The sequence below is a fragment of the Stenotrophomonas hibiscicola ATCC 19867 genome (assembly GCF_000382065.1).
Lineage (GTDB): Bacteria > Pseudomonadota > Gammaproteobacteria > Xanthomonadales > Xanthomonadaceae > Stenotrophomonas > Stenotrophomonas hibiscicola.
The window spans coordinates 46,033-68,586 of record NZ_KB907503.1 but is presented as its reverse complement, the minus strand read 5'-3'; the positions used below and the strand labels follow the sequence as shown (position 1 = coordinate 68,586).

Sequence of the window (22,554 nt, the reverse complement as noted above, 5' to 3'; positions counted from 1 at the left end):
AATTGCCGGCTCCTGGACCTACCCTTGCTTCTGCGCTGCGTCGATGACGATTGAGAATATCTCGTCGTCTTCCGAATCCCATTCAATGGCCAGCTGGGCCAGCTCTGCGACCACGTCGCGGCTTGGATTGCATCGCCTGAGCTCTTTGGTGAACTGTCGGACCTGGCGTGGCGTTAATTCACTGCCCGGATAGTTGAAGAGATTGAGCGCAGCATCTGAAGAGACGTCCAAGAGGTCGGGTGCGAGGATGGAATACGCTTTGATGTAGCGGGAGAGCGGAATATCCGACAGGAAGTTCTCGGCTGCACACATGATCGACGCGTCATGTGGCGGGTTCCGGAGGAACTCCCTCATGACCGCAAGGACGACTTCTACTGACGGTGGTTTTGTCAGTGGCCTGTAGAAGTGGTTGGCGTATGCACGATCACCTTCGTGGGTGACCGCAGCATCCGATAGCGTTGCCAGTGTTGAGATCCAGACGTCAGCGTCCAGCGGCGTAGCCTGTTCGGCGTGTCTTTGTTGATCGGCATTGGGGACGACCGCCCGGATGATGGGCTCGCCGTTGCGCCATGACTGCAGACGGGAGTCGATAATTGCGTATACCTGCTCCTGTTTGTCCCACATGGCGTCCGGCGAAGGCATGGCGTCTTGAGGGAACAACGAGAAGAAGTCCGAAAAGTAGGGAGCGGCCATGCAGAAGTAGCGAACGGTGAACTCCAGCAATTCCGGGTCGAACGCAGCACCGGGGATTTCGTCCTGGAAGGCAGCTTCGATGCATGCCAGGGTGTCTGTCGGCGAGGGGGCGGCTGCCACCGTAGAGCCGACCGATGCGTCAAGGAAAGCGTGATTTCGGGCGAGCCAGCGCAGGAAGATGATGCCAAGGACCCAGTTCGTGTCTGACGGATCCTCATCCCTCGTCAACCGTAGGAAGAATGGAGAGGCGCGGAAAAAATCATTGCCCGCCTTCATGAATTCTTCGAGTGTGGGTGGTGTCTCAATCACGGAAGTTCGACGTCTGCAGAGAGGCTCAATGCTATCGAGCTGCTCTTGGGAATCCATGCAACTATTCTCAAAGTGCTTCGTTGGGCTTTCAACCGACGGTCGGAGAGCCCAGTAGATCCCCGCCATGCGTGGATGGAGCGCGACGGAGCAGGCACAAAAAAACGCCGGGCAATGCCCGGCGTTTTTCCAAGTCATGTGCCAACCAAGGTTGGCACCCACCGATCAGATGCCGATCAGCTGGCCAGCGCCAGGTCGTCCATCATCGCGCGCAGGAAGCGGGCGGCTTCACCACCCGTAGCCGCGCGGTGGTCGAAGGTGACCGACAGCGGGATCACCTTGTGCGCTTCCACGCCGCCCATCACCGGGGTCATCTGGTGGCGGGCACGGCCGGCACCGACGATGGCCACGCACGGCGGCACCACGACCGGGGTTGCGTAACGACCGGCGAACATGCCGAAGTTGGACAGCGAGATGGTGTAGCCGCTCAGTTCCGAGGCAGCGATCGAACGCGATTCCACCTGCTCGCGCAGGCGGTTGACGCCCTCGCGGATGCCACGCGCGTCGAGCATGTCGGCATTGCGCAGGGCCGGCACGAACAGGCCGTCGTCGGTGTCCACGGCGATGCCGATGTCCACCTGGGCGTGCAGGGTGCGGGTCAGCGCTTCACCGTCGAACCAGGCGTTCATGGCCGGCACCTTCTGTGCGGCAACGACGATGGCGCGAACCAGGCGCGCGGTGACGTCGTTGCCCGGCAGCCAGGCGTGGATGTCGGCGTCGTCGTTCAGCGTGGTCGGCACGACCTTGCTGTGCGCGTCGGCCATCACGCGGGCCATGTTGCGGCGCACGCCCTTCAGCGGTTCCGGCTGGCCCTTGGCGACCACGCCCGGCGGCTGGGTGCGCATCGGCTTGCCGGCGGCGGAGAGCGGGGTGCGGGCTTCGCTCTGCACCGGGGCAGACACCTGCGCCGGGGCCGGCGCTGCATACGCCGTGGCAGCGACCGGTGCCGGAGCGGCGCCAAGCTTGGCGGTGCCGTTGGCGGCGGCCTGCTTGACGTCGGCCATCGTCACCGCGCCATCGGTGCCGGTAGCGGCCACGCGGCTCAGGTCCACGCCCAGCTTGCGCGCCATCGCACGCACGGCCGGCACGGCCTTGACGCCGCCGACGGCCAGCGCCTGTTCGGCATGCACGGTGTTGGAGCTCTGCATCGCGCCGACCACGGTACCGGCGTCATCACGCTCGGCAGCGGCGGGCTTGGCTTCTTCCGCAACGACCGGTGCAGCCGGCAGCGGCGGCGGGGTCGGTGCGGCAGCCGGCGCGGCCGGTGCGGCGTGGCCATGGCTGTGGCCGGTGTCCTGGCCATCGGCGCGCTGCGGCAGGTTCGGGTCCAGTTCGAAGCTGGCCAGCACCGAGCCGGTCGGGATGATGTCGCCGGCCCCGCCGGACAGCTTCAGCACCTTGCCGGAGAACGGCGAGGGCACTTCCACCACGGCCTTGGCGGTCTCCATCGAGACCAGCGGCTCGTCCAGCTTGATCACATCGCCTTCCTTGACGAACCACTCGACGATGGTCGCGTCCGGCAGGCCTTCGCCCAGGTCGGGCAGGTTGAAGTTCTTGGTCTGGCTCATTTGCAGTTCTCTTCCAGCAGTTCCAGTTCGCGGGCCGGCAGCCAACCCGTCGCGCCATTGGCGCGCTCGGACCACCACCACCCGCCGTGTTCGTGATGAAGCTTCACCATCTCGCCGCTTTCCACATCCAGCTCGCGGGCGTCGTAGTCGCACAGCGCTTCGGCGCGACCCTCGTCCAGCAGCTGCAACCAGGCGATGGGCGCCCAGCCAGCGCGCCCATCGTTGGTGCGTACCCAGGCAAACGCCGGCCATTCCTCGTCACGCACACCTACTTCGACGATCTGGCCGGTGTGGAACCGGAGCGGGTTGGGATACTGGCTGCGGTAAGCCCCCAGAAGGCGGGCCCGCATGTCAGCCGGCCGCCACCGCGCGCTTGGCCGCAGCCACGATCCGCTCAACGCTCGGCAGGTACTTCATTTCCAGGCGGAACAGCGGAATGTGGGTGTCGTAGCCAGTGACGCGCTCGACCGGGGCCAGCAGGTCGTAGATCGATTCCTCGGCCAGGCGCGCGACGATCTCGGCGCCGAAGCCCGCCGTCTTCGGGGCCTCCTGCACGATCACGCAGCGGCCGGTCTTGGCCACCGATTCGGCGATGGTGGCGAAGTCCAGCGGACGCAGCGTGGCCACGTCGATGACTTCGGCACTGATGCCTTCGCCGGCCAGCTTGTCGGCCGCTTCCAGCGCTTCCTTCACCTGCGCGCCCCAGGTCACCAGGGTCACGTCGGTGCCGTCGCGCAGCACGAAGCAGACGTCCAGCGGCAAGGCTTCGCCGTCGTTGACGACCACTTCCTTGTACTGGCGGTAGATGCGCTTGGGCTCCATGTAGATCACCGGATCCGGCTCGCGGATCGCGGCCAGCAGCAGGCCGTAGGCGCGCTGCGGCGACGACGGCAGCACCACGCGCAGGCCCGGCACGTTGGTGAAGATCGCCTCGTTGGCTTCGCTGTGGTGTTCCGGCGCGCGGATGCCACCGCCCCACGGCACGCGCAGCACCATCGGGCAGTGCAGGCGGCCACGGGTACGGTAACGCAGGCGTGCGGCGTGGCAGACGATATGGTCGACCATCGGGTACATGAAGCCATCGAACTGGGCTTCTGCCACCGGCTTCATACCCTGCGCGGCCAGGCCAATGGTCAGGCCGGCGATGGTGGTTTCATCCAGCGGGGTGTCGAGGATGCGGTCCGAGCCGAAGCGCTGCTGCAGGCCGGCGGTGGCGCGGAACACGCCGCCGTTGACGCCCACGTCTTCGCCCAGCACCAGCACCGACGGGTCGTGTTCCAGCTCCCAGGCCAGCGCCTGGGTGATGGCTTCGATGAGGGTGATCGGGGTGGTGGTCATGCTCTCTTCTCCGCGCGCGACCGCAGCGCTGTCGGCGGCGTTGGTGTGCGCGCCGGGCGCGCCGTTCTTGATCTCATCCATGGCGCTTCTCCAAGGCGATCGCCTGGGCACGCTGGGCCAGCAGGTCCGGCGGCGGATCGGCATACAGGAAGTCGAACATCGCCTCGACCGGCTGCACCGGCGTGTTGAGGTACAGGTTCACTTCCTCGTCCACGCGCGTGCCGCACTCGGCGACCCAGGCGGTCTCTTCGTTTTCGCTCCACACACCGGCGTTGATCAGGTACTTGCGCAGGCGCAGCATCGGCTCGCGCTGCCAGGCATCCTTCACTTCGGCGTCGTCGCGGTAGCGGCGCGCGTCATCGGCGGTGGTGTGGTCGGACAGGCGGTAGGTCATCAGTTCCAGCACGGTGCCGCCGTCGCCGGCCAGCGCACGTTCGCGCGCCTGCTCCATGGCCGCCAGCACCGCGATCAGGTCATTGCCATCCACCTGCAGGCAGTGCAGGCCGCCGGCCAGGCCCTTCTGCGCCAGTGTTTCGGCACCGGTCTGGGCCGAACGCGGAACCGAGATGGCCCAGCCGTTGTTGACGATGCACAGGATCAGCGGGAGCTTGTAGGCGCCGGCCGAATTCAGTGCCGCGTAGAAGTCGGTCTTGGAGCTGCCGCCGTCGCCGCACACCGCCACCGCGATCTGCGGTTCCTTGTTGAGCTTGAACTTCAGCGCCGCGCCTGCGGCATGCAGGCACTGGGTGGAGATCGGCACGCAGAACGGGAAGTCCTTGGCCGCGTTGCCGCCGTAATCGTTGCCGCGTTCGTCGCCCCCCCAGTACATCAGCACGTCGTGCGGGCGCACGCCACGCATGAACATCGCGCCATATTCGCGGTACGAAGGCGCGAACACGTCGTCCTTCTGCATCGCCGCGCCGATACCCACGTGCGCGGCTTCATGGCCCAGGCAGGCGGCATAGGTGCCCAGCTTGCCGGTGCGCTGCAGCGCGATGGATTTGCTGTCGAACGTGCGTACGAACAGCATCTGCTTGAACAGCGGTACCAGGACCTTGGGGTCGCGCAGCGACGCGGGCAGGTCGTCACGGACGAGCGTGCCGTCCGTGTCCAGGTACTGCAGGTATTCGATCTTGAATTCAGCGGCAACCGTCATTGCGTACTGCACCTTCGACAGAGAAGTTACAAATGATATGAATCGCCATGTTAAGGAACGCGTACGGAATAGCCTTCCTGCGCCGCAACACGGGGATTCCCCGTTTTACCCCTGCCGGCGGGTGGGGGGCCAATAACAACAACGTATTCAGTCGTTGCTGCAAAGCATCAGAATACGCCTCTGGCTGACCGCCAGTACAACGGCCTGGACGGTTCCACGCGCAGGCCCGGGATCGGCCGATGCTCCACGGCCAACCGCACGCTCCGGTATGGACCCGGCGGCTGCCAGCGCGGCGGCAACGCGCTACCCTTGCCGCCCCCGATCTGGTCCCGCCCATGTCCGTCGACAACAACCAACGCGATCTCGAAGCCGGCATCCACACCGACCTGCAGGGGCGCCTGACCTACGGCGGCTACCTGCGGCTGGACCAGCTGCTCAGCGCGCAGCAGCCGCTGTCCAGCCCGCCGCACCATGACGAGATGCTCTTCATCATCCAGCACCAGACCTCGGAGCTGTGGCTGAAGCTGCTGGGCCATGAGCTGCGTGCCGCAATCGGCTTCCTGCAGCGCGATGAAGTCTGGCAGTGCCGCAAGGTGCTGGCGCGCAGCAAGCAGGTGCTGCGCCAGCTGACCGAGCAGTGGTCGGTGCTGGAAACGCTGACCCCGTCCGAGTACATGGGCTTCCGCGACGTGCTGGGCCCGTCGTCGGGCTTCCAGTCGCTGCAGTACCGCTACATCGAGTTCCTGCTGGGCAACAAGAACGCGCAGATGCTGCAGGTGTTCGAGCATGACCCGGCCGGGCAGGCGCAGCTGCGCACCGTGCTGGAGGCGCCGAGCCTGTACGAGGAGTTCCTGAAGTACCTGGCCCGCTTCGGCCATCCCGTGCCGGCGGTCTACGAGGCCCACGACTGGACCCAGCCGCACGTGGCCGACGACGCATTGCAGCCGGTCTTCGAACGCATCTACCAGGACACCGACCGCTACTGGCGCGAGTACGCGCTGTGCGAGGACCTGGTGGACCTGGAGACCGCCTTCCAGCTGTGGCGCTTCCGCCACATGCGCACGGTGATGCGGGTGATCGGCTTCAAGCGCGGCACCGGTGGCTCGTCCGGCGTGGGCTTCCTGGCCAAGGCACTGGAGCTGACCTTCTTCCCCGAGCTGTTCCAGGTGCGCACCAGCCTGCAGGCCGCGCCCCCGACAGCGCTGGGTTGATCCCCATTCAGCTTGGATCCCAGCCGGCGACTGGATCGTTTCAGATGCAAGTTCAGGGAGCAGGCTGCCACCTGCCTCAAACGGCGTGTATTTGACGTGAACGCCAGAAGTCGGTGATCCTCGCGCGTTGCTTCAACTGCACAGCGGACGTGCTCGTCATCCACCGAACCAGGAAATCCGCATGAGCGTAAACGCCACTGCGAACACCCCAGAGCCGGCGCTGCCGGACTTCAAGACCACGCTGGGCCACCCGCGCCCGTTGTGGATGCTGTTCATGACCGAGTTCTGGGAACGCTTTGCGTTCTACGGCATCCGCTGGGCCTTGGTGCTGTACATCGTCGCCCAGTTCTACAACGGCAGCGCTGCCGGTGAAGGCGACGCCAGCCGCATCTATGGCGCCTACCTGGCCCTGGTGTACGCCGCGGCGATCTTCGGTGGCTACGTGGCCGACCGGGTACTGGGCTACCAGCGCTCGATCCTGACCGGCGCGATCATCATGGCCGCCGGCCTGTTCATGATCTCGCTGCCGCAGGAGCACATCTTCAAGCTCGGCCTGGCCACGATCATCGTCGGCAACGGCCTGTTCAAGCCCAACATCTCGACCATGGTCGGCAAGCTGTACGGGCTGAAGGACGAGCGCCGCGATTCGGGCTTCACCATCTTCTACATGGGCATCAACATCGGCGCGATGATCGCCCCGGTGCTGACCGAGTACCTGGCCCGCAAGGTGTTCGGTACCGATGCGATGCCGTCCTACAAGGTCGTGTTCATCGCCTCGGGCGTAGGCATGCTGATCTCGCTGGTGTGGTTCTACATCGGTCGTGCCGGCCTGAAGGGCATCGGCGCACCGCCGGCCGGCGCTGAAGGTTTCGGCCGCATCATCATGGTGCTGGCCGGTGCCGTGGTTGCCATCCCGGTCGCGTACTTCCTGCTGGCCACCGGCGCCACCGCGCTGGCCTGGATCCTGGGTGCGATGTTCACCGCGCTGGCCGTCCTGCTGCTGGTCGAGGGCATCCGCGAAGGCAAGGTGCAGCGCGACCGCGTGATCGCCATGCTGATCATCTTCGCCTTCAACGTGATGTTCTGGATGTTCTTCGAGCAGGCCGGCAGCTCGTTCACCTTCCTGGCCGAGAACATCGTCAACCGCCAGTTCGGCAGCTGGACCTTCCCGACCGCGTGGTTCCAGTCGGTCAACTCGGTGGCGATCATCACCCTTGCCCCGGTGATCGCCTGGATCTGGGTCGCCATGGGCCGCGCCAATCCGTCCATCCCGCGCAAGTTCGGCCTGGGCCTGCTGTTCAACGGCGCCGCCTTCGCGCTGCTGATGTTCGCCCTGTCGCAGATGGTGGTGGACGGCAAGATCCCGTTCTGGACCCTGTTCATGGTCTACGTCATCCAGTCGGTGGGTGAGCTGTGCCTGTCGCCGATCGGCCTGTCGATGGTGACCAAGCTGGCCCCGGTGCGCTTGGTCGGCTTCGGCATGGGTGGCTGGTTCCTGTCCACCGGCATCGGCAACAACCTGTCGGGCATCTTCGCTGGCGTGGTCAGTGGTGAAGGCGGCATGACGGTCGAGTCGGCCCTGAAGGGGTATACCTTCGGGTTCTGGGCCCTGATCGGCTCCGGCGTGGTGCTGTTCCTGATCGCCCCGCTGATCAACAAGCTGATGCACGGCGTCAAATGATGATGAGAGGGTAGAAGGCATGCGTAGCAAGCTCGGTACTGCGGTAGTGGTGGTCTGTGCGGCGCTGATCGGCGCCTGTTCCCAACCGCAACCACCTGCGACCGCCGAGCCCACGCAGCCGCTGGATACCCGACCCACCGAGCCACCGGTCGCTGACCCCAGCGAACCGGTGGCCTCGGGCAACACCCCGGTGGCGGCGGACATCGCCGCCATCGCCGGGCTCGGTGCGCAGTTCGACCCGGCCCGCAACCCCGCCGATGACCTGGCCACCGCCAAGGTGGAAGCCCAGCGGGGCAAGAAGCGCATCCTGCTGGAGATCGGCAACGCCGCCTGTGAGCGCTGCCGGGCGCTGGACGATGTGGTGGAAGGCAACGGCGACCTGCGTCGCTTCCGCGATGCCCACTACGTGTGGGTGAAGGTCAACGCCAGCGACGAGCAGCCCAACACCGCGTTCCTTGCCCAGTTCCCGGTGATGGAACGCGACTATCCGCATCTGCTGGTGCTGGACGCCGATGGTGGCCTGCTGGTGTCGCAGGCGACCGCTGAGCTGCGCAGGGGCGAGGCGTTCCAGCCTGCGCGGGTGAGCGCGTTCCTCAAGCAGTGGGCACCCGACAAACCGGAATAGGGGAGTGCCGGCCGCTGGCCGGCAGGGGGGGGGGTGGGTGGGTGCCAACCGCTGACCGCCAACCCCGGCGGATGCCAACCGCTGACCGCCATCCCCGGTGGGTGCCGACCGTTGGTCGGCACAGAAGTGCATCCACGCATGGCGTGGATCTACTGTGGTTGCGGTCACATTCCCGGAATCGGCATCTCAATATCGCAACGCGCTCGCCGTTACCGGCAAGGACCTCAGTCGACATCCCGTCGATGCAACCTTCCGGAACGCCCATGCACAGCGACCACGCCGAACGATTGCCCGGACCCGCCAGTGAGCTGGCCGAGGGTGGAGCAGGCGAGGGCGTGACCCTGCCGCCGCAGGAGGCGCTGCTGGATGACGCCGGTACCGGCGAGGCCACCGTCGACCTGGCACCGCCGCGCCATCGCCTGCCGCAGATCGCGCTGCCCGATAACGTGGTGCTGAAGGGTGCGGTGCAGAAACTGGTCGAGCAGAAATCGCGGCTCGATGCACTGGCCGCCGATGGCCAGCTGGCCGGGCTGCTGCCACCGGAGTGGCAGGGCCATGGCGTGCGCGCGATTGAACTGTCCACCTTCATCCAGGGCGTGCTGCCGTTCCTGCAACCCGGCGAACGTGGCGAAACCGCGCCGGCGCGCCTGCCGGTGCGCCATGTGCTGGGTGACGACAGCCGCTGGGGCCTGGACGATGTCGCCGAACCGAAATCGCTGGCCTGGTACCTGGCTAGCGACGAACGCGCCACCGCCGGCAGCAAGGACGTGGCCGAGGCCTATCTGGTGGGTGCACTCGGCCTGGCGTGGATGCAGGAGGGGCGTAGCCGCCCCGGTTTCCTGCGCGCGATGGGCCAGGACAGCCTGGCGGCACGGGTGACCATGCTCGGCTACCCGCCGGCCAACGAACTGGCGCTGTACAGCGTCACCGCGCACGGCCAGTCGCAGATCTGGTGCGTGCATGGTCGCCGTCGCATGCGCCCGCTGGTGGCGCCGTGGCTGAGCGTGCCGCTGCTGACCGCGTATGGCGTGCCGGCGCCGGTCGCGTGGCCGTCCAGTTTCCCGCCTGTGGAGGCCGTGGCCGAGCTGTTGGCAACCGCACGGCAGGGGCGCGCGCTGCCGGAAGTGGACCTGGCCAAGGCCGTGGCGAAGATCGCCGAAGAGGCCGCATCCGAAGCCTGGCAACCGGTCAGCCTGCTGCAGCTCAACACCTGGTCACCGCGTTGGCATTTCTTCCTGGGCACCTTCGTCGGCCTGCCGTCGCTGCTGCTGGTGGCGGCGGCGCTGGCGCTGCCCGGTGCGGTCGAGGCGGCCACGGTTGCTGCATCACTTGGCTTCGCCGGTGGTGCCATCGCGGCGCTGGCGGTGCCGTGGATCCACGCGCGGCGCAAGCACCTGAGCTGAAAAAAGGGGACGGAGGGGATTAAGTCGTTTCAGGCACACCTGTACTCATTACGACTTAATCCCCTCCGTCCCCTTTTTCTTTCAGACGCCTTCGCCCATCCGCTCCAGGCCGTCACCGGCCAAGCGCAGGATCAGCTTTTCCAGCAGCTGTTCCTCCTCCTCGCTCAGCACCGACATCAGCTTGCGGGTGATCTCGATCACCATCGGCGCGATGGTCTCGTACACCTCGAAACCGGCCGCGGACAGCGCCAGCACCGAGCGGCGGCGGTCATCGCCGTGGGTCTCGCGCTTGATGAAGCCGCGCTCCAGCAGGCGGGCCACGGCGCGGCTGACCGCCACCTTGTCCATCGCCGTGCGGTCGGAGACCTCGCTGGCCGAGGAGCCCGGGTACAGCGCCAGGATGGTGATGACCCGCCACTCGGGAATCGCCAGACCGTAACGATCACCGTATAGCTTGGCGATGTTGCCGCTGACCCGGTTGGACAGCACGCTCAGCCGGTACGGCAGGAACTGTTCCAGGTCGAGCAGGACGTGCGAGGCACGCAGGCGGGTCGAGGCGGGATCGGGGCTCATGTTGCGGTGCACCTTGCTGGTGGTTTCAAGTGTAACTATAAGGGGTGGGTCCAGACCCTGCATTCTCGCCGGGTCCCTACCTGCCCGCACCTGGTTTGTACCGATGCGGTACCGATTCGGAGCCACGCCATGAATACCGCAGTCCCGACCGCCTCGCACCCCAACCCCGGCATGCAGGTCACCACCTTCGAGAACCCGATGGGCATCGACGGCTTCGAGTTCGTCGAATTCGCCGCCCCGGCCGGCCGTGGCCAGGAGCTGCACGAGTACTTCCGGAAGATGGGCTTCAGCGCGGTGCTCAAGCACAAGCAGCGTCCGATTACCGTCTATCGCCAGGGCGACGTCAACTTCCTGGTCAATGAAGACCCCGATTCGTTCGCCGCCGACTTCGCCGAGAAGCACGGTCCGTGCGCGTGCGGCTTCGCCATCCGCTTCAAGAAGCCGGGCCAGGAGGTCTACCAGACCGCGCTGGGCAACGGCGCCGAAGCCATCGCCTTCAAGCCGGACAGCAAGGCGGTCAGCGCGCCGGTCATCAAGGGCATCGGCGACTGCATGCTGTACCTGGTTGACCGCTATGGCAGCGCCGGCAGCATCTACGATGGCGACTACGAGCCGATCGCAGGGGCCGACCTGCATCCGGTCGGCTTCGGCCTGACCTTCATCGACCACCTGACCCACAACCTGTACTTCGGCAACATGCAGCAGTGGTCGGACTACTACGAGCGCCTGTTCAACTTCCGCGAGATCCGCTACTTCGACATCAAGGGCCTGAAGACCGGCCTGGTGTCCAAGGCGATGACCGCGCCCGATGGCATCGTGCGCATTCCGCTGAACGAATCTTCGGACCCGAAGAGCCAGATCAACGAGTACCTGGACGCGTACAAGGGCGAGGGCATCCAGCACATCGCCTGCTTCACCGAGAACATCTACGAGACCGTCGAAGCAATGCGCGCGCAGGGCGTGGACTTCCTGGATACGCCGGAGACCTACTTCGAGGTGATCGACCAGCGCGTGCCGAACCACGGTGAAGACGTGCCGCGCCTGGCCAAGAACAAGATCCTGATCGATGCCGATCCGGAAACCCACCAGCGCAAGCTGCTGCAGATCTTCACCCAGAACTGCATCGGCCCGATCTTCTTCGAGATCATCCAGCGCAAGGGCAACGAAGGCTTCGGCGAAGGCAACTTCACCGCGCTGTTCGAGAGCATCGAGCGCGACCAGATCCGCCGCGGCGTGCTGTAAGGTCTGCAGGCAATGTCGGCTTCCGGTCGACATTGCCTGTCCGAATGGTAGTGCCGGCCGCTGGCCGGCAATCTCTGGAGTTCCCATGTCCCCCGCCATCACCGCCCGCGGCTACCAGTCCGGCTTCGGCAACGAATTCGCCACCGAGGCAGTCGCCGGCGCGCTGCCGGTCGGACAGAACTCACCGCAGAAGGTGGCCCACGGCCTGTACGCCGAACAGTTGACCGGCACCGCCTTCACTGCGCCGCGCGGCAGCAACCGCCGCAGCTGGCTGTACCGGATCCGCCCGGCGGTGACCCATGGCGAGTTCACTCCGTTCGCGCAGTCGCAGCTGCACTGTGATTTCGGCGCACAGCCGGCCTCGCCGAACCAGCTGCGCTGGAGTCCGCTGCCGCTGCCGGAGCTGCCGACAGATTTTGTCGAAGGCCTGTACACGATGGGTGGCAACGGCTCGCCCGATGCGCATGCCGGCGTGGGCATCCACCTGTACGCTGCCAACCGCGACATGGTCGGCCGCTACTTCTACGACGCCGACGGCGAGCTGCTGATCGTGCCGCAGCTGGGCGCGCTGCGCCTGCTGACCGAGCTGGGCGTGATCGAGATCGAGCCGCAGCAGATCGCGGTGATCCCGCGCGGCGTGCGCTTCCGCGTTGAACTGCCCGATGGCCCGAGCCGTGGCTACATCTGCGAGAACTACGGTGCGCTGTTGAAGCTGCCCGACCTGGGTCCGATCGGTTCCAACGGCCTGGCCAATCCGCGCGACTTCGAGACCCCGCATGCGGCGTTCGAGGATGTGGATGGCGACTTCGAACTGATCGCCAAGTTCGAAGGCCGCCTGTGGCGTGCACCGATCGACCATTCGCCGCTGGACGTGGTGGCCTGGCACGGCAATTACGCGCCGTACCGCTACGACCTGCGTCGCTTCAACACCATCGGTTCGATCAGCTACGACCACCCGGATCCGTCGATCTTCCTGGTGCTGCATTCGCCCAGCGACACCCCGGGCACCAGCAACATGGACTTCGCGATCTTCCCGCCGCGCTGGCTGGTGGCGCAGAACACCTTCCGTCCGCCGTGGTTCCACCGCAACATCGCCAGCGAGTTCATGGGCCTGGTGCATGGCGCCTACGATGCCAAGGCCGAAGGCTTCGTGCCGGGCGGCGCGTCGCTGCACAACTGCATGAGCGGCCACGGCCCGGATGCACCGACCTTCGACAAGGCGTCCAATGCCGACCTTTCCAAGGCCGATGTCATCAAGGACACGATGGCCTTCATGTTCGAGACCCGCGCGGTGATCCGCCCGACCGCACAGGCACTGGCCGCCGGCCACCGCCAGGGCGATTACCAGCAGTGCTGGAACGGCCTGCGCAACAACTTCCGGTCGTCCCGCTAGCGTGGTGGGTGCCGACCGTTGGTCGGCACGATGCGCCGGAACCTGCGCTTACGCCACCTCGGCGAAGGCGTCGCAATGCTCCAGCGGCAACGCCTCCAGCAGGCGCTGGCGCACGCGCTGGCAATAGCCATCCGAAGTCAGCGCGGGCAGCAGCTGCATCGCCGACTGCAGCCGCTGCAGCACCTCATCCTCCGCACGCGCCTGCTGCAGATCGCGGAACAGCGCCGCTGCCTGCGGATGCCGCTGCATTTCCAGGATACCCAGCAGGTAGATGCGCGCTGCCACCAGCGAACGGCGACGTTCGACCGGCGTGGCGCTGGCGTTCGTTGGCACCTTCACCAGCGCCGCATTGGCCGGTTCGGCAGCGGCGTGAGGGGGTGCCGCCGCCGTTGCCGTGCCGGTCGCCAGATAGCCCGCCTGCACCAGCTGGATGACCATCGCCGGCGCATCCTGTCCAAGCAGACCGGTCAGGTCGGCGACGGTACGCTGGCCGTCGCACAGGATCAGCAGCCGGCGCTGGCGCATGTCCAGCGGCGCGCGGTGGGCCTGCAGCGCGGTTCGGGCGAGATCGGTCTTGCGCGGTTGCATGGAAGGGACGGCCAGATCGGTGCTCGCCGAGCCTGAACGAGGGCGATGAAACCGCGATGACAATGCAGCGCCTGCACACCGGATGGGTTAGCGTGCAGCCATCTTCGTGCCAGGGAACCGCACCGATGAAGCACCTCCCGATTGCTGGTCTGTTGCTCCTTTCGCTCGCCGCCTGCAGTGCGGGCCCCGACAAGCAGGGGGCGGCCGGTAGCGGCAGCGACACCCCGGCGGAAACCGCCTCGGCGACCGGGCCTGCGCAGTCGACGGATCCCGACCTGGCCGCCCGTCCAGCCAATGACCGTCGCGAGGACAGTCCCGCGCGCCTGGATGGCTTCGGCGGCGCCGCGCTGGGCGCTGGCATCGCCGAGGTCCGCAGTGGCTTCGGCACGCCGCTGCAGGGTCTGGGCGCCGATGCGGCCGGCAAGCCGCTGCCGGCTGACGACAGCAACGACGGCTGCTACTTCCTGCGCCCGCAGGATGCCGAAGAGCCGCGCCTGATGATCGAAGGCCGCAAGCTGGTGCGCTACGACGTGCGCAGCGCCGCCATCACCGCACCAGGCGGCGGCAAGGTCGGCATGACCCTGGGTGAGCTGCAGGTGCTGTACCCGGAGCGGGCCGATGTCGGCCCTGACAAGTACGACGAGAAGGCCCAGCACCTGCGCGTGCGCCCGGCGCAGGAGGGTGGTGCGGTCATCGACTTCGCGCTCGGCGCTGATGGTCGGGTCAGTGCCTGGCGCGTCGGCAAGACCCCACAGGTCGATTACGCCGAAGGCTGTGGCTGATCCTTGATCCACCGCCGAGCCATGCGCTCGGGCCACGCGTAGAATCGCGGCACCACTGCTGGGGAGTGCTCGATGATCGCCATTGCCATTGCCTGGTTCCTGCTCGGCCTGCTGCTGCTGGCGCTGGGCGGGGACTCCATCGTCAAGGCCGTGTCCGGCCTGGCCCAGCGTTTCGGGGCCAGCCCATTCACTGCCGGGCTGCTGCTGCTCGGGGTGGCCACCTCGTTGCCGGAGCTGGCAGTCAACGCGTGCGCGCTGGCGGTGGGCCAGCCAGAACTGGCGCTGGGCAATGCGGTCGGCAGCAGCATCACCAACCTGGGCCTGACCCTGGCCGTGGCGGCCATGGCTGCGCCCCTGCTGCTGCGCGCGCGCCTGCAGACGGTGCTGTGGTGGTCGCTGCTGGCGGCAGGTGTGCTGCTGATCCTGTTCGGGCTTGATGGCGGCCTGGCACGTTGGGAGGGCGGCATACTGCTGGCCGGCTTCATCGTGGTGCAGGTGCTGCTGCTGCGCCGTGGTCGCAGCGAGAGCGCGGAGGTGCAGGTGGCCATCGCCGAGTCCGCACTGAGCCGCACCAGCCTGCCGTTGAACGTGCTGCGCGTGCTGATTGCCGCGTTGACGCTGTACTGGGGCGCGCGCCTGGTGGTGGGCGCCGCCGCCGACTTTGGCGTCGCCCTGGGTTGGACGCCGCTGCTGGTCGGCCTGCTGCCGGTGGCGATCGGTACCGCACTGCCGGAGGTGGCCACCGCCATCGCCGCCGCGCGTCGCGGGCATGGCGACATGGTGCTGGGCCACGTGCTGGGTTCCAGCGTGGTCAACCTGCTCCTGGTGATCGGTGCGATGGCCGTGCTGCAGCCGCTGGCGCTGCCGGCCTCGTTCGTACGCCTGGAACTGCCGGCGCTGCTGGCGTTCGCGCTGGTGCTGTACCCGATGCTGCGTGGCGACCTGAAGATCAGCCGCGGCGAAGGTGTGATCCTGCTGGTCGCGTTTGTCGGCTGGTTCGTGCTGGAACTGCTGCTGGTCGGCGCACCGGCGCTGTAGAGCCGAGCCCATGCTCGGCTGCTGTTCGTGCCGACCAGCGGTCGGCACCTACCGGGCGTCACATTGCCGGCCAGCGGCCGGTTCTACCGGTTCTGCGTGATTTCTTCTTCCCGCACCGGTTCCGGCGGTGGCAGCTGCTCCTCGGCGGCACGTTCGTTGCCCGGCAGGGTGGGGCGGGTCTCCATCAGCAGCGACAGCGCGGCCTTGGCCATCATGTGCGCGCTGATCGGTGCGGTGATGAACAGGAACACGGTGATCAGCAGCTCGCGCGGCTGCGGGTCCTGGCCGAGGAAGATGTGGTAGCAGACCGAGCACACCAGCACGCAGCCCACGCCCAGCGTGCTGGCCTTGGTCGGCGCGTGCAGGCGCTTGAAGAAGGTCGACAGCTTCACCAGGCCCAGTGCGCCCACCAGGATGAAGAAGCAGCCGAACAGCAGCAGGATCGACAGGCCGATCTGGATGGCAGTGATCATTCGACGATGTCCCGGCGCAGCACGAACTTGCTCAGCACCACGGTGCTGCCGAAGCCGAGCATGGCGATGATCAACGCCGCCTCGAAGTAGATCGGTGAATTGAGGTACATGCCGAACAGCATCAGCTCGGCGATCGCGGTCACCGACAGGGTGTCCAGTGCGAGGATGCGGTCGGGCACGGTCGGCCCGCGCAGCAGGCGCCAGGTGGCCAGCAGCATGGCCAGGCCGACCACGTGCATGCACACCACCAGGGTGGTCTGGATGACTTCAAAACCGGTCATGGGAAGATCTCCATCAACGGCGCCTCGTAACGGCGCTTGATCGTATCGATCAGGTCCTGTGGATCCTCCAGGTGCAGCACATGCACCAGCAGGAACTTGCGGTCGTCGCTGAGCGCGGCCGAGACCGTGCCCGGGGTCAGGGTGATCATGCTGGTCAGCGCGGCGATGCCGTGGATGTTGGCGATGTCCAGCGGCAGCCAGATGAAGCCCGGGTGGATGTTCTTTTCCGGGCCCAGCACCTGCAGGGCGACGCGGATGTTGGACATCAGGATGTCCAACAGGGTCACGCACACCAGTCTGGGCAGCGGCCGCAGGGTGCCGATGCGCGCGAACTCGCGGTCCAGGCGCGCGGCGAACAGCGGAACCACCACGCCCAGCACCAGCCCCAGCACGATCTGGCCGAGGGTGAAGCTGTCGGACATCAGCAGCCAGAACGCCACCACCATGATGCTGAGCATCGGCGAGGGGATCAGGCGACGGAACAGGGAGCGCTGGGCGGTCATGGCTGGCGGATCTCCGGCGTGGTCGCGCGCAGCTGCTGCACGTACTCGCTGGGGTGCAGCAGCTGTGCGGCGGTGGCGTCGGTGTAGCGCATCAACGGTGCCGCGGCCAGGGTCATGCCGATGCCGTAGGCCAGCAGCAGGCAGGCGGCGTAGAGTTCTACCCGGCGCAGGGGAGCCTTGCGCGGCTTCGGTGCTTCTGGATCGACCGGCGGCACGCGCCAGAACAGGCGGATGCCGCCGCGGGTCAGGCCCATGATCACCAGCAGGCTGCTGACCAGCACGGCGGACCACACCGGCCCGGTGTACTGCGCCGGCATGCCGGCCAGCAGCGCGGCCTTGGCCAGGAAGCCGGACAGTGGCGGCAGGCCGGCCACCGACACTGCCCCGATCAGGAACAGCACCGCTGGGGTTTCCTTGCCCGGCATCGGTGCCACCACTTCCTTGCGGTCGCTGGCACCGCCGCGACGACGGCGGATCAGGTCGGCGATCAGGAACAGCGCGGCGGCGACGAAGCTGCTGTGCGGCAGGTAGTACAGGCCCGCCGAGAGTACCTGCGGCGTGCCCACCGAGAAGGCGATGAACAGCGTGGCCGCCGACACGATCACCAGGTACGAGATCAGGACGCGCAGGCGGGTCGCGGCCAGTGCACCCAGGCCACCGAGCACCAGCGTCGCCACGCCGGCCCACAGCAGCCAGTCGCGGCCATAGCCGGCCATCGCGCCTGCGTCATCGCCGAACCACAGCATCTGGATGCGCAGCACCGAGTACAGGCCGACCTTGGTCATGATCGCGAACAGCGCAGCCACCGCTGCTGGCGCACGCGAATAGGCTTCCGGCAGCCACAGGTACAGCGGCATCAGCGCGGCCTTGGCGCAGAACACCAGCAGCAACAGGCCCATCGTCGCCTTCACCAGGGTCAGCTGTGCCGGCGGCACCTGCGCGATGCGCTGCGACAGCTCGGCCATGTTCAGCGAACCCAGCGTGGCGTACAGCAGGCCCAGCGCGATCAGGAACAGGGTCGAGGCGGTGACGTTGAACACCACGTAGTGCAGGCCGATGCGCATGCGCAGGCCGCGGCCACCGCTGAGCAGCAGGCCGTAGGAGGCGATCAGCATCACCTCGAAGAACACGAACAGGTTGAAGATGTCGCCGGTCAGGAACGCACCGTTGAGGCCGACCAGCTGGAACTGGAACAGCGCATGGAAGTGCGGTGCGCGGCGGTCCCAGCCCGAGCAGGCGTGCAGCAGGCTGGGAATGGCCAGCAGCAGGGTGGTCAGCAGCATCCACGCCGACAGCCGGTCGGCCACCAGCGCGATGCCCAGCCGCGACGGCCAGTCGCCCAGCAGGTAGACGTTGATGTCACCGCTGGCCGTGCTGGCAAACAGCAGGCCCACCGCCAGCGCCAGCGCCGACAGCGCGGTCCAGGCCACCGCGCGCTGCACCCTCGGGCCGTAGCGACGGTGTTCGACGAACAGCGACAGCGCAGCGCCCAGCAGGGGAATCAGGATCGGCAGGATCACCAGGTGGTTCATGCGCGGTCCTCGCCCTGGCGCGGCGGCACGCGCTCATCGTGCAGGTCATCGTCGGGCTCGTGGGCGTCCACATGGTCGCTGTGGTTGTCGCTGCGGCTGCGCATGGCCAGCACGATGCTGACTGCGGTCATCGCGAAGGCGATCACGATCGCGGTCAGTACCAGCGCCTGTGGCAGCGGATCGGTGTAGTTGCCGAGGTGGCTGTCCACGCCCTCCTGCAGCACCGGCGCCTTGCCCAGCACCACGCGGCCACCGGCGAAGATCAGCAGGTTGGTGGCGTAGGACAGGAAGGTCATGCCGAGGATCACATCGAAGCTGCGCGCACGCAGCAGCAGGTAGATGCCGATGGCGGTCAGCACGCCGATCGCGGTGGCCAGGGCCAGTTCCATCAGTGCATCTCCCCGGTACGTGCCGAACGGCGTTGCAGGTCGATCTCGCCCTTGCGGGCGGTGCGGGTACGCGACGGCTTGATCGTGCCCATCATCGACAGCATCAGCATGGCGCCGCCGAACACCACCAGGTAGACGCCGATGTCGAAACCGATCGCACTGGCCAGCGGCACGTCGCCGATCAGCGGCAGGTGCAGGTCGAGGTGGCCACTGGTCAGGAACGGCACGCCGAACAGCATCGAGGCGCAGCCGCTGAGCAGGGCGATCAGCAGGCCCATGCCGATGCAGCGGATGTAGTCGAAGCCGAAGCGCGACTCCACCGACGCGGTGCCCTGGATCACGTACTGGATCAGCAGCGGCACCGCCAGCACCAGGCCGGCGATGAAGCCACCGCCCGGCGCGTTGTGGCCGCGCAGGAACAGGAAGATCGATACGGTCAGGGTCAGCGGGAACATGATCTGGGCCAGGTCGGCTGGTACCGGCAGCTTGATCGGAGGGCCGGGCATGATCTGCTCCGGTGCCATCCGCGTGCGCCGCAGCAGGGCATGCACCACCAGCGCGGCGATGCCGAACACGGTGATCTCGCCGAAGGTATCGAAGCCGCGGAAGTCGACCAGGATCACGTTGACCACGTTCTGGCCATAGGCCTCGGGCAACGCACGGGCGAGCAGTTCGCCGGCCATGGTGTTCGGCGGCAGGGTCATCGCCGAATAGGCCAGCGCACCCAGGCCGGCGCCGGCGATGATCGCGATCACCGCATCGCGGCGCTTGCGCCAGCGCGGACGTTCCGGCCCGGACTGCGCCGGCAGGTAGTTCATGCCCAGCAGCATCAGCACCAGGGTGACCATCTCCACCAGCAGCTGGGTCAGGGCCAGGTCGGGTGCGGACAGGAACACGAAGGTCAGCGCCACCATCAGGCCGACGCCGCCGACCAGCAGCACTGCCAGCAGGCGCTGCTTGTAGATGCGCAGGGTGGCAACGGCGCAGGCCATCATCACCAGCCACAGCGCCCAGCCCAGCAGCGGGATCGGCTGCGGCGCGGTCCAGTTCGGCGAGGCCGGGTTGGCGATGTAGGGCGCGGCGGCCACGGTGATGGCCACCAGCACCAGGCCCAGCAGCATGCGCTGCAGGCTGCCATTGGCGATGCCGTTGGTCAGGCGCATGGCCAGCGCGGAGATCGCGTCCAGCTGCGCATGGAACACATTGCGGCCAGTGCTGACGTTGGTCACGGCGTGCAGGTTGATCAGCTTGCGCAGGCCGAAGTACAGCGCCACGCCGCCGATCACGCCGATCGCGCTCATCGCCAGCGGCAGGTTGAAGCCGTGCCATACCGCCAGGCTGTACTCGGGCATGGCGTCGCCGAGGATCGAGGCCGCAGCGGCGTGCAGCACCGGCGCTACGGTCAGTGCCGGTGCCACGCCCACCGCCACGCAGATCACCACCAGCAGTTCCACCGGCACCTTCATCCAGCGCGGCGGTTCATGCGGCACGCGGTCCAGGTCCTGCGGGCCGGGGCCGAAGAAGGTGTCGTGCACGAAGCGCAGGCTGTACGCCACCCCGAATACGCCAGCCAGCAACGCGGCGATCGACACCGCCGTGCGCATGATGCCCGGGCCGCCGGCCGTGATCGCTTCGGCGAACAGCATTTCCTTGGACAGGAAGCCATTGAGCAGGGGGATGCCAGCCATCGCCAGCGAGGCGATGATCGCCAGCGCGCTGGTGAACGGCATCAGCCTGCGCAGGCCTCCGAGCTTGCGCATGTCACGGGTGCCGGTTTCGTGGTCGATGATGCCGGCGGCCATGAACAGCGAGGCCTTGAAGGTGGCGTGGTTGAGGATGTGGAACACGCCGGCCACCACCGCCATCGGCGTGGACAGGCCGAACAGCAGGGTGATCAGGCCCAGGTGGGAAATGGTCGAGTACGCCAGCAGGCCCTTCAGGTCATGCTGGAAGATCGCATTCCAGGCGCCGATCAGCAGGGTCAGTGCGCCGATGCCGCTGACCGTGTAGAAGAACAGGTCGCTGCCGGCCAGTGCCGGATGCAGCCGCGCCAGCAGGAACACGCCGGCCTTTACCATGGTGGCCGAGTGCAGGTACGCCGAGACCGGGGTCGGCGCCGCCATCGCGTGCGGCAGCCAGAAGTGGAACGGGAACTGCGCGCTCTTGGTGAAGATGCCGGCCAGTACCAGGAACAGGGCGTAGGGGTACAGCGCGCTGGCGCGGATCTGCTCGCCAGCGGCCAGCACCACGTCCAGGTCGAAGCTGCCGACGATGCGGCCGATCAGCAGCACGCCACCGAGCAGGGCCAGGCCACCGCCACCGGTGATCACCAGCGCCATGCGTGCGCCTTCGCGGGCGTCCTGGCGGTGCGACCAGAAGCCGATCAGCAGGAACGAACTGATGCTGGTCATTTCCCAGAAGATCATCAGCAACAGCAGGTTGCCCGACAGCACCATGCCCAGCATGGCGCCCATGAACAGCAGCAGGTAGCAGTAGAAGCGGTGCGCGTTGTCCTGCTGGCTCAGGTAGTAGCGCGCGTACAGCACCACCAGCGCGCCGATGCCCAGTACCAGCCCGGCGAACATCCACGCCAGCCCGTCCAGGCGCAGGGTGAAGTCCAGGCCGATCTGTGGCAGCCAGGGCACCAGGGTGCGAACCACCTGGCCATCGAGCACCGCCGGGGTCAGCCAGCCGAGGATGGCCAGCCCGCCCAACGGCGCCAGCGCCGCCAGCCAGGCAGCAGTCGAGCGCGAACTACGGGGGAAGGCCGCAACAGCCGCTGCCATCAGGAACGGCAGGGCCAGCAGCAGGGGCAGGCTGGGGAGCATGCAGGGAATCCATGATTCACGAGCAGGTCAGGGAGAATAACAGGCTGCGAAATGTCGCTGAAACCCATCGAACAGCGATCAATTGCATGTAACGTCCGCTGATTCATATTTTCTGCGACGCAACATCGCGTTCCTGCGTGTTCTCCTCGCTTGCCCTCGGGGGACGCCCTACGCCCACGCAGGGAGACCGCAGGCCCTGTCGCACAGGGGCTGCCGTCGACGGGCGGGAAGTGGGGAGCGGATCACCGGCGCAGGCTGGCAGGGCCGTCGTGGAGTGCGGGTGACGGGATCTGCCCGTTCAGGAAACGAGGTGCGCCGTCGGCCCTGGGCAGGTCAGTAGCGCCAGTCGAGCTTGCGGTAGAACTTGGCCATCACCCAGGCCGGGCCGATCAGCAGGTAGGTCAGGTCGGTCAGGAAGCTGGGCTTGCGGCCCTCGAACGTGTGGCCGATGAACTGCGCGATCCAGGCCACCACGAACACGCCCACCGCCAGCCAGCGCAGGGCCTGCAGGCCGATTTCGGCTTCCAGCAGGCGGCACAGGCAGCCGAACACGAAGAACTGGATGAGCATGCCGATGCCCAGCGGGCGCGACAGCTTGTTGTAGAAGCACCAGGCGCTGAACATCGCGAACGCCGACCAGATGCCGTACTGGAACCAGGTGATCAGCGGCGGCAGGCACCACAGCAGGGCCACCACCGACCACAGGATCGCCGGGACCGCCACCACGTGGATGCGCTGGTTGATCACATTGCGGTGGTCGTCGGAGTAGCTGGCGAAATAGCGGTCGATCGGCCGCGCAAGCTCGGTGGATGTCTGCATGCGGCCAGCATACTCCCGCCAGGGCCGACAGTAGAGCCAGGCCATGTCTGGCTGCGGATTCGCCGAGGTTGC

22 protein-coding genes are annotated in these 22,554 nt (G+C 66.8%); 8 read left to right on the top strand and 14 right to left on the bottom strand.

What is annotated here, in order from left to right; genetic code table 11:
- Nucleotides 1-18: 18 nt before the first annotated feature.
- The 5 genes from G370_RS0116200 to pdhA all read right to left on the bottom strand — a co-directional run bounded on the left by G370_RS0116200 (nt 19) and on the right by pdhA (nt 5,121).
- Nucleotides 19-969, bottom strand: coding sequence for a hypothetical protein (locus tag G370_RS0116200; protein ID WP_019661533.1), 951 nt, complete (start codon nt 967-969; stop codon nt 19-21).
- 266 nt (nt 970-1,235) lie between these two features.
- A complete protein-coding gene (locus tag G370_RS0116195) occupies nt 1,236-2,627 on the bottom strand; it encodes a dihydrolipoamide acetyltransferase family protein (RefSeq protein WP_019661532.1) in 1,392 nt (463 codons plus the stop codon).
- Nucleotides 2,624-2,977: an SH3 domain-containing protein gene (locus G370_RS0116190; RefSeq protein WP_005411349.1), complete on the bottom strand. Its 354-nt coding sequence runs from the start codon at nt 2,975-2,977 to the stop codon at nt 2,624-2,626. Before G370_RS0116190 ends, G370_RS0116195 begins: the two co-directional genes overlap by 4 nt.
- A gap of 1 nt (nt 2,978) precedes the next feature.
- Nucleotides 2,979-4,046, bottom strand: a complete 1,068-nt coding sequence (locus G370_RS0116185; RefSeq protein ID WP_019661531.1) for an alpha-ketoacid dehydrogenase subunit beta — start codon at nt 4,044-4,046, stop codon at nt 2,979-2,981.
- Complete coding sequence (gene pdhA, locus G370_RS0116180; RefSeq protein WP_019661530.1) at nt 4,039-5,121, bottom strand: pyruvate dehydrogenase (acetyl-transferring) E1 component subunit alpha; 1,083 nt, start codon at nt 5,119-5,121, stop codon at nt 4,039-4,041. Before pdhA ends, G370_RS0116185 begins: the two co-directional genes overlap by 8 nt.
- A gap of 335 nt (nt 5,122-5,456) precedes the next feature.
- On the opposite strand from pdhA, the gene G370_RS0116175 reads away from it, so the two are divergent.
- The 4 genes from G370_RS0116175 to G370_RS0116160 all read left to right on the top strand — a co-directional run bounded on the left by G370_RS0116175 (nt 5,457) and on the right by G370_RS0116160 (nt 10,041).
- Nucleotides 5,457-6,332 carry a tryptophan 2,3-dioxygenase gene (locus G370_RS0116175; protein WP_019661529.1) on the top strand — a complete coding sequence of 292 codons (876 nt, stop codon included), beginning with the start codon at nt 5,457-5,459 and terminating at the stop codon, nt 6,330-6,332.
- Nucleotides 6,333-6,513: 181 nt separating this feature from the next.
- Nucleotides 6,514-8,013, top strand: a complete 1,500-nt coding sequence (locus tag G370_RS0116170) for a peptide MFS transporter (protein WP_005419890.1) — start codon at nt 6,514-6,516, stop codon at nt 8,011-8,013.
- Nucleotides 8,014-8,032: 19 nt separating this feature from the next.
- A complete protein-coding gene (locus G370_RS0116165) occupies nt 8,033-8,638 on the top strand; it encodes a thioredoxin family protein (protein WP_019661528.1) in 606 nt (201 codons plus the stop codon).
- A 263-nt stretch (nt 8,639-8,901) separates the two neighbouring features.
- Nucleotides 8,902-10,041: a hypothetical protein gene (locus tag G370_RS0116160; protein ID WP_019661527.1), complete on the top strand. Its 1,140-nt coding sequence runs from the start codon at nt 8,902-8,904 to the stop codon at nt 10,039-10,041.
- 81 nt (nt 10,042-10,122) lie between these two features.
- On the opposite strand, the gene G370_RS0116155 is transcribed toward G370_RS0116160, so the two are convergent.
- Nucleotides 10,123-10,614 carry a MarR family winged helix-turn-helix transcriptional regulator gene (locus G370_RS0116155; RefSeq protein ID WP_026347199.1) on the bottom strand — a complete coding sequence of 164 codons (492 nt, stop codon included), beginning with the start codon at nt 10,612-10,614 and terminating at the stop codon, nt 10,123-10,125.
- A 129-nt stretch (nt 10,615-10,743) separates the two neighbouring features.
- Here G370_RS0116155 and hppD point away from each other — a divergent pair, with 129 nt between their 5' ends.
- Together hppD and hmgA are read left to right on the top strand one after the other, a co-directional pair.
- On the top strand, nt 10,744-11,856 hold the full coding sequence (gene hppD, locus G370_RS0116150) for a 4-hydroxyphenylpyruvate dioxygenase (RefSeq protein WP_019661525.1): 1,113 nt from the start codon (nt 10,744-10,746) through the stop codon (nt 11,854-11,856).
- Between the two features lie 85 nt (nt 11,857-11,941).
- Nucleotides 11,942-13,249: a homogentisate 1,2-dioxygenase gene (hmgA, locus tag G370_RS0116145; RefSeq protein ID WP_019661524.1), complete on the top strand. Its 1,308-nt coding sequence runs from the start codon at nt 11,942-11,944 to the stop codon at nt 13,247-13,249.
- Nucleotides 13,250-13,297: 48 nt separating this feature from the next.
- Here the strand turns inward: hmgA and G370_RS0116140 are convergent, their stop codons facing one another.
- A complete protein-coding gene (locus G370_RS0116140; protein WP_019661523.1) occupies nt 13,298-13,837 on the bottom strand; it encodes a hypothetical protein in 540 nt (179 codons plus the stop codon).
- Nucleotides 13,838-13,962: 125 nt separating this feature from the next.
- Between G370_RS0116140 and G370_RS0116135 the strand changes: the two genes are divergently transcribed.
- Both G370_RS0116135 and G370_RS0116130 read left to right on the top strand, forming a co-directional pair.
- Complete coding sequence (locus G370_RS0116135) at nt 13,963-14,619, top strand: hypothetical protein (RefSeq protein ID WP_019661522.1); 657 nt, start codon at nt 13,963-13,965, stop codon at nt 14,617-14,619.
- Nucleotides 14,620-14,691: 72 nt separating this feature from the next.
- Nucleotides 14,692-15,657, top strand: a complete 966-nt coding sequence (locus tag G370_RS0116130) for a sodium:calcium antiporter (protein WP_019661521.1) — start codon at nt 14,692-14,694, stop codon at nt 15,655-15,657.
- An 83-nt stretch (nt 15,658-15,740) separates the two neighbouring features.
- Here the strand turns inward: G370_RS0116130 and G370_RS0116125 are convergent, their stop codons facing one another.
- The 7 genes from G370_RS0116125 to G370_RS0116095 form a co-directional block, all read right to left on the bottom strand.
- Nucleotides 15,741-16,130 carry a Na+/H+ antiporter subunit G gene (locus tag G370_RS0116125; RefSeq protein WP_019661520.1) on the bottom strand — a complete coding sequence of 130 codons (390 nt, stop codon included), beginning with the start codon at nt 16,128-16,130 and terminating at the stop codon, nt 15,741-15,743.
- Nucleotides 16,127-16,411, bottom strand: coding sequence for a K+/H+ antiporter subunit F (locus G370_RS0116120; protein WP_005411334.1), 285 nt, complete (start codon nt 16,409-16,411; stop codon nt 16,127-16,129). The genes G370_RS0116125 and G370_RS0116120 overlap by 4 nt, the downstream gene beginning before the upstream one ends.
- Nucleotides 16,408-16,914: a Na+/H+ antiporter subunit E gene (locus G370_RS0116115; protein WP_019661519.1), complete on the bottom strand. Its 507-nt coding sequence runs from the start codon at nt 16,912-16,914 to the stop codon at nt 16,408-16,410. The genes G370_RS0116120 and G370_RS0116115 overlap by 4 nt, the downstream gene beginning before the upstream one ends.
- The gene (locus tag G370_RS0116110) at nt 16,911-18,446 is read right to left on the bottom strand and encodes a monovalent cation/H+ antiporter subunit D (protein WP_019661518.1); all 1,536 of its coding nucleotides are present in this window, start codon (nt 18,444-18,446) and stop codon (nt 16,911-16,913) included. The genes G370_RS0116115 and G370_RS0116110 overlap by 4 nt, the downstream gene beginning before the upstream one ends.
- On the bottom strand, nt 18,443-18,835 hold the full coding sequence (locus G370_RS0116105) for a Na+/H+ antiporter subunit C (protein ID WP_019661517.1): 393 nt from the start codon (nt 18,833-18,835) through the stop codon (nt 18,443-18,445). The genes G370_RS0116110 and G370_RS0116105 overlap by 4 nt, the downstream gene beginning before the upstream one ends.
- Nucleotides 18,835-21,663: a monovalent cation/H+ antiporter subunit A gene (locus tag G370_RS0116100; RefSeq protein ID WP_019661516.1), complete on the bottom strand. Its 2,829-nt coding sequence runs from the start codon at nt 21,661-21,663 to the stop codon at nt 18,835-18,837. Before G370_RS0116100 ends, G370_RS0116105 begins: the two co-directional genes overlap by 1 nt.
- A gap of 333 nt (nt 21,664-21,996) precedes the next feature.
- Nucleotides 21,997-22,482, bottom strand: a complete 486-nt coding sequence (locus G370_RS0116095) for an Mpo1 family 2-hydroxy fatty acid dioxygenase (RefSeq protein WP_010482667.1) — start codon at nt 22,480-22,482, stop codon at nt 21,997-21,999.
- Between the last annotated feature and the right edge of the window lie 72 nt (nt 22,483-22,554).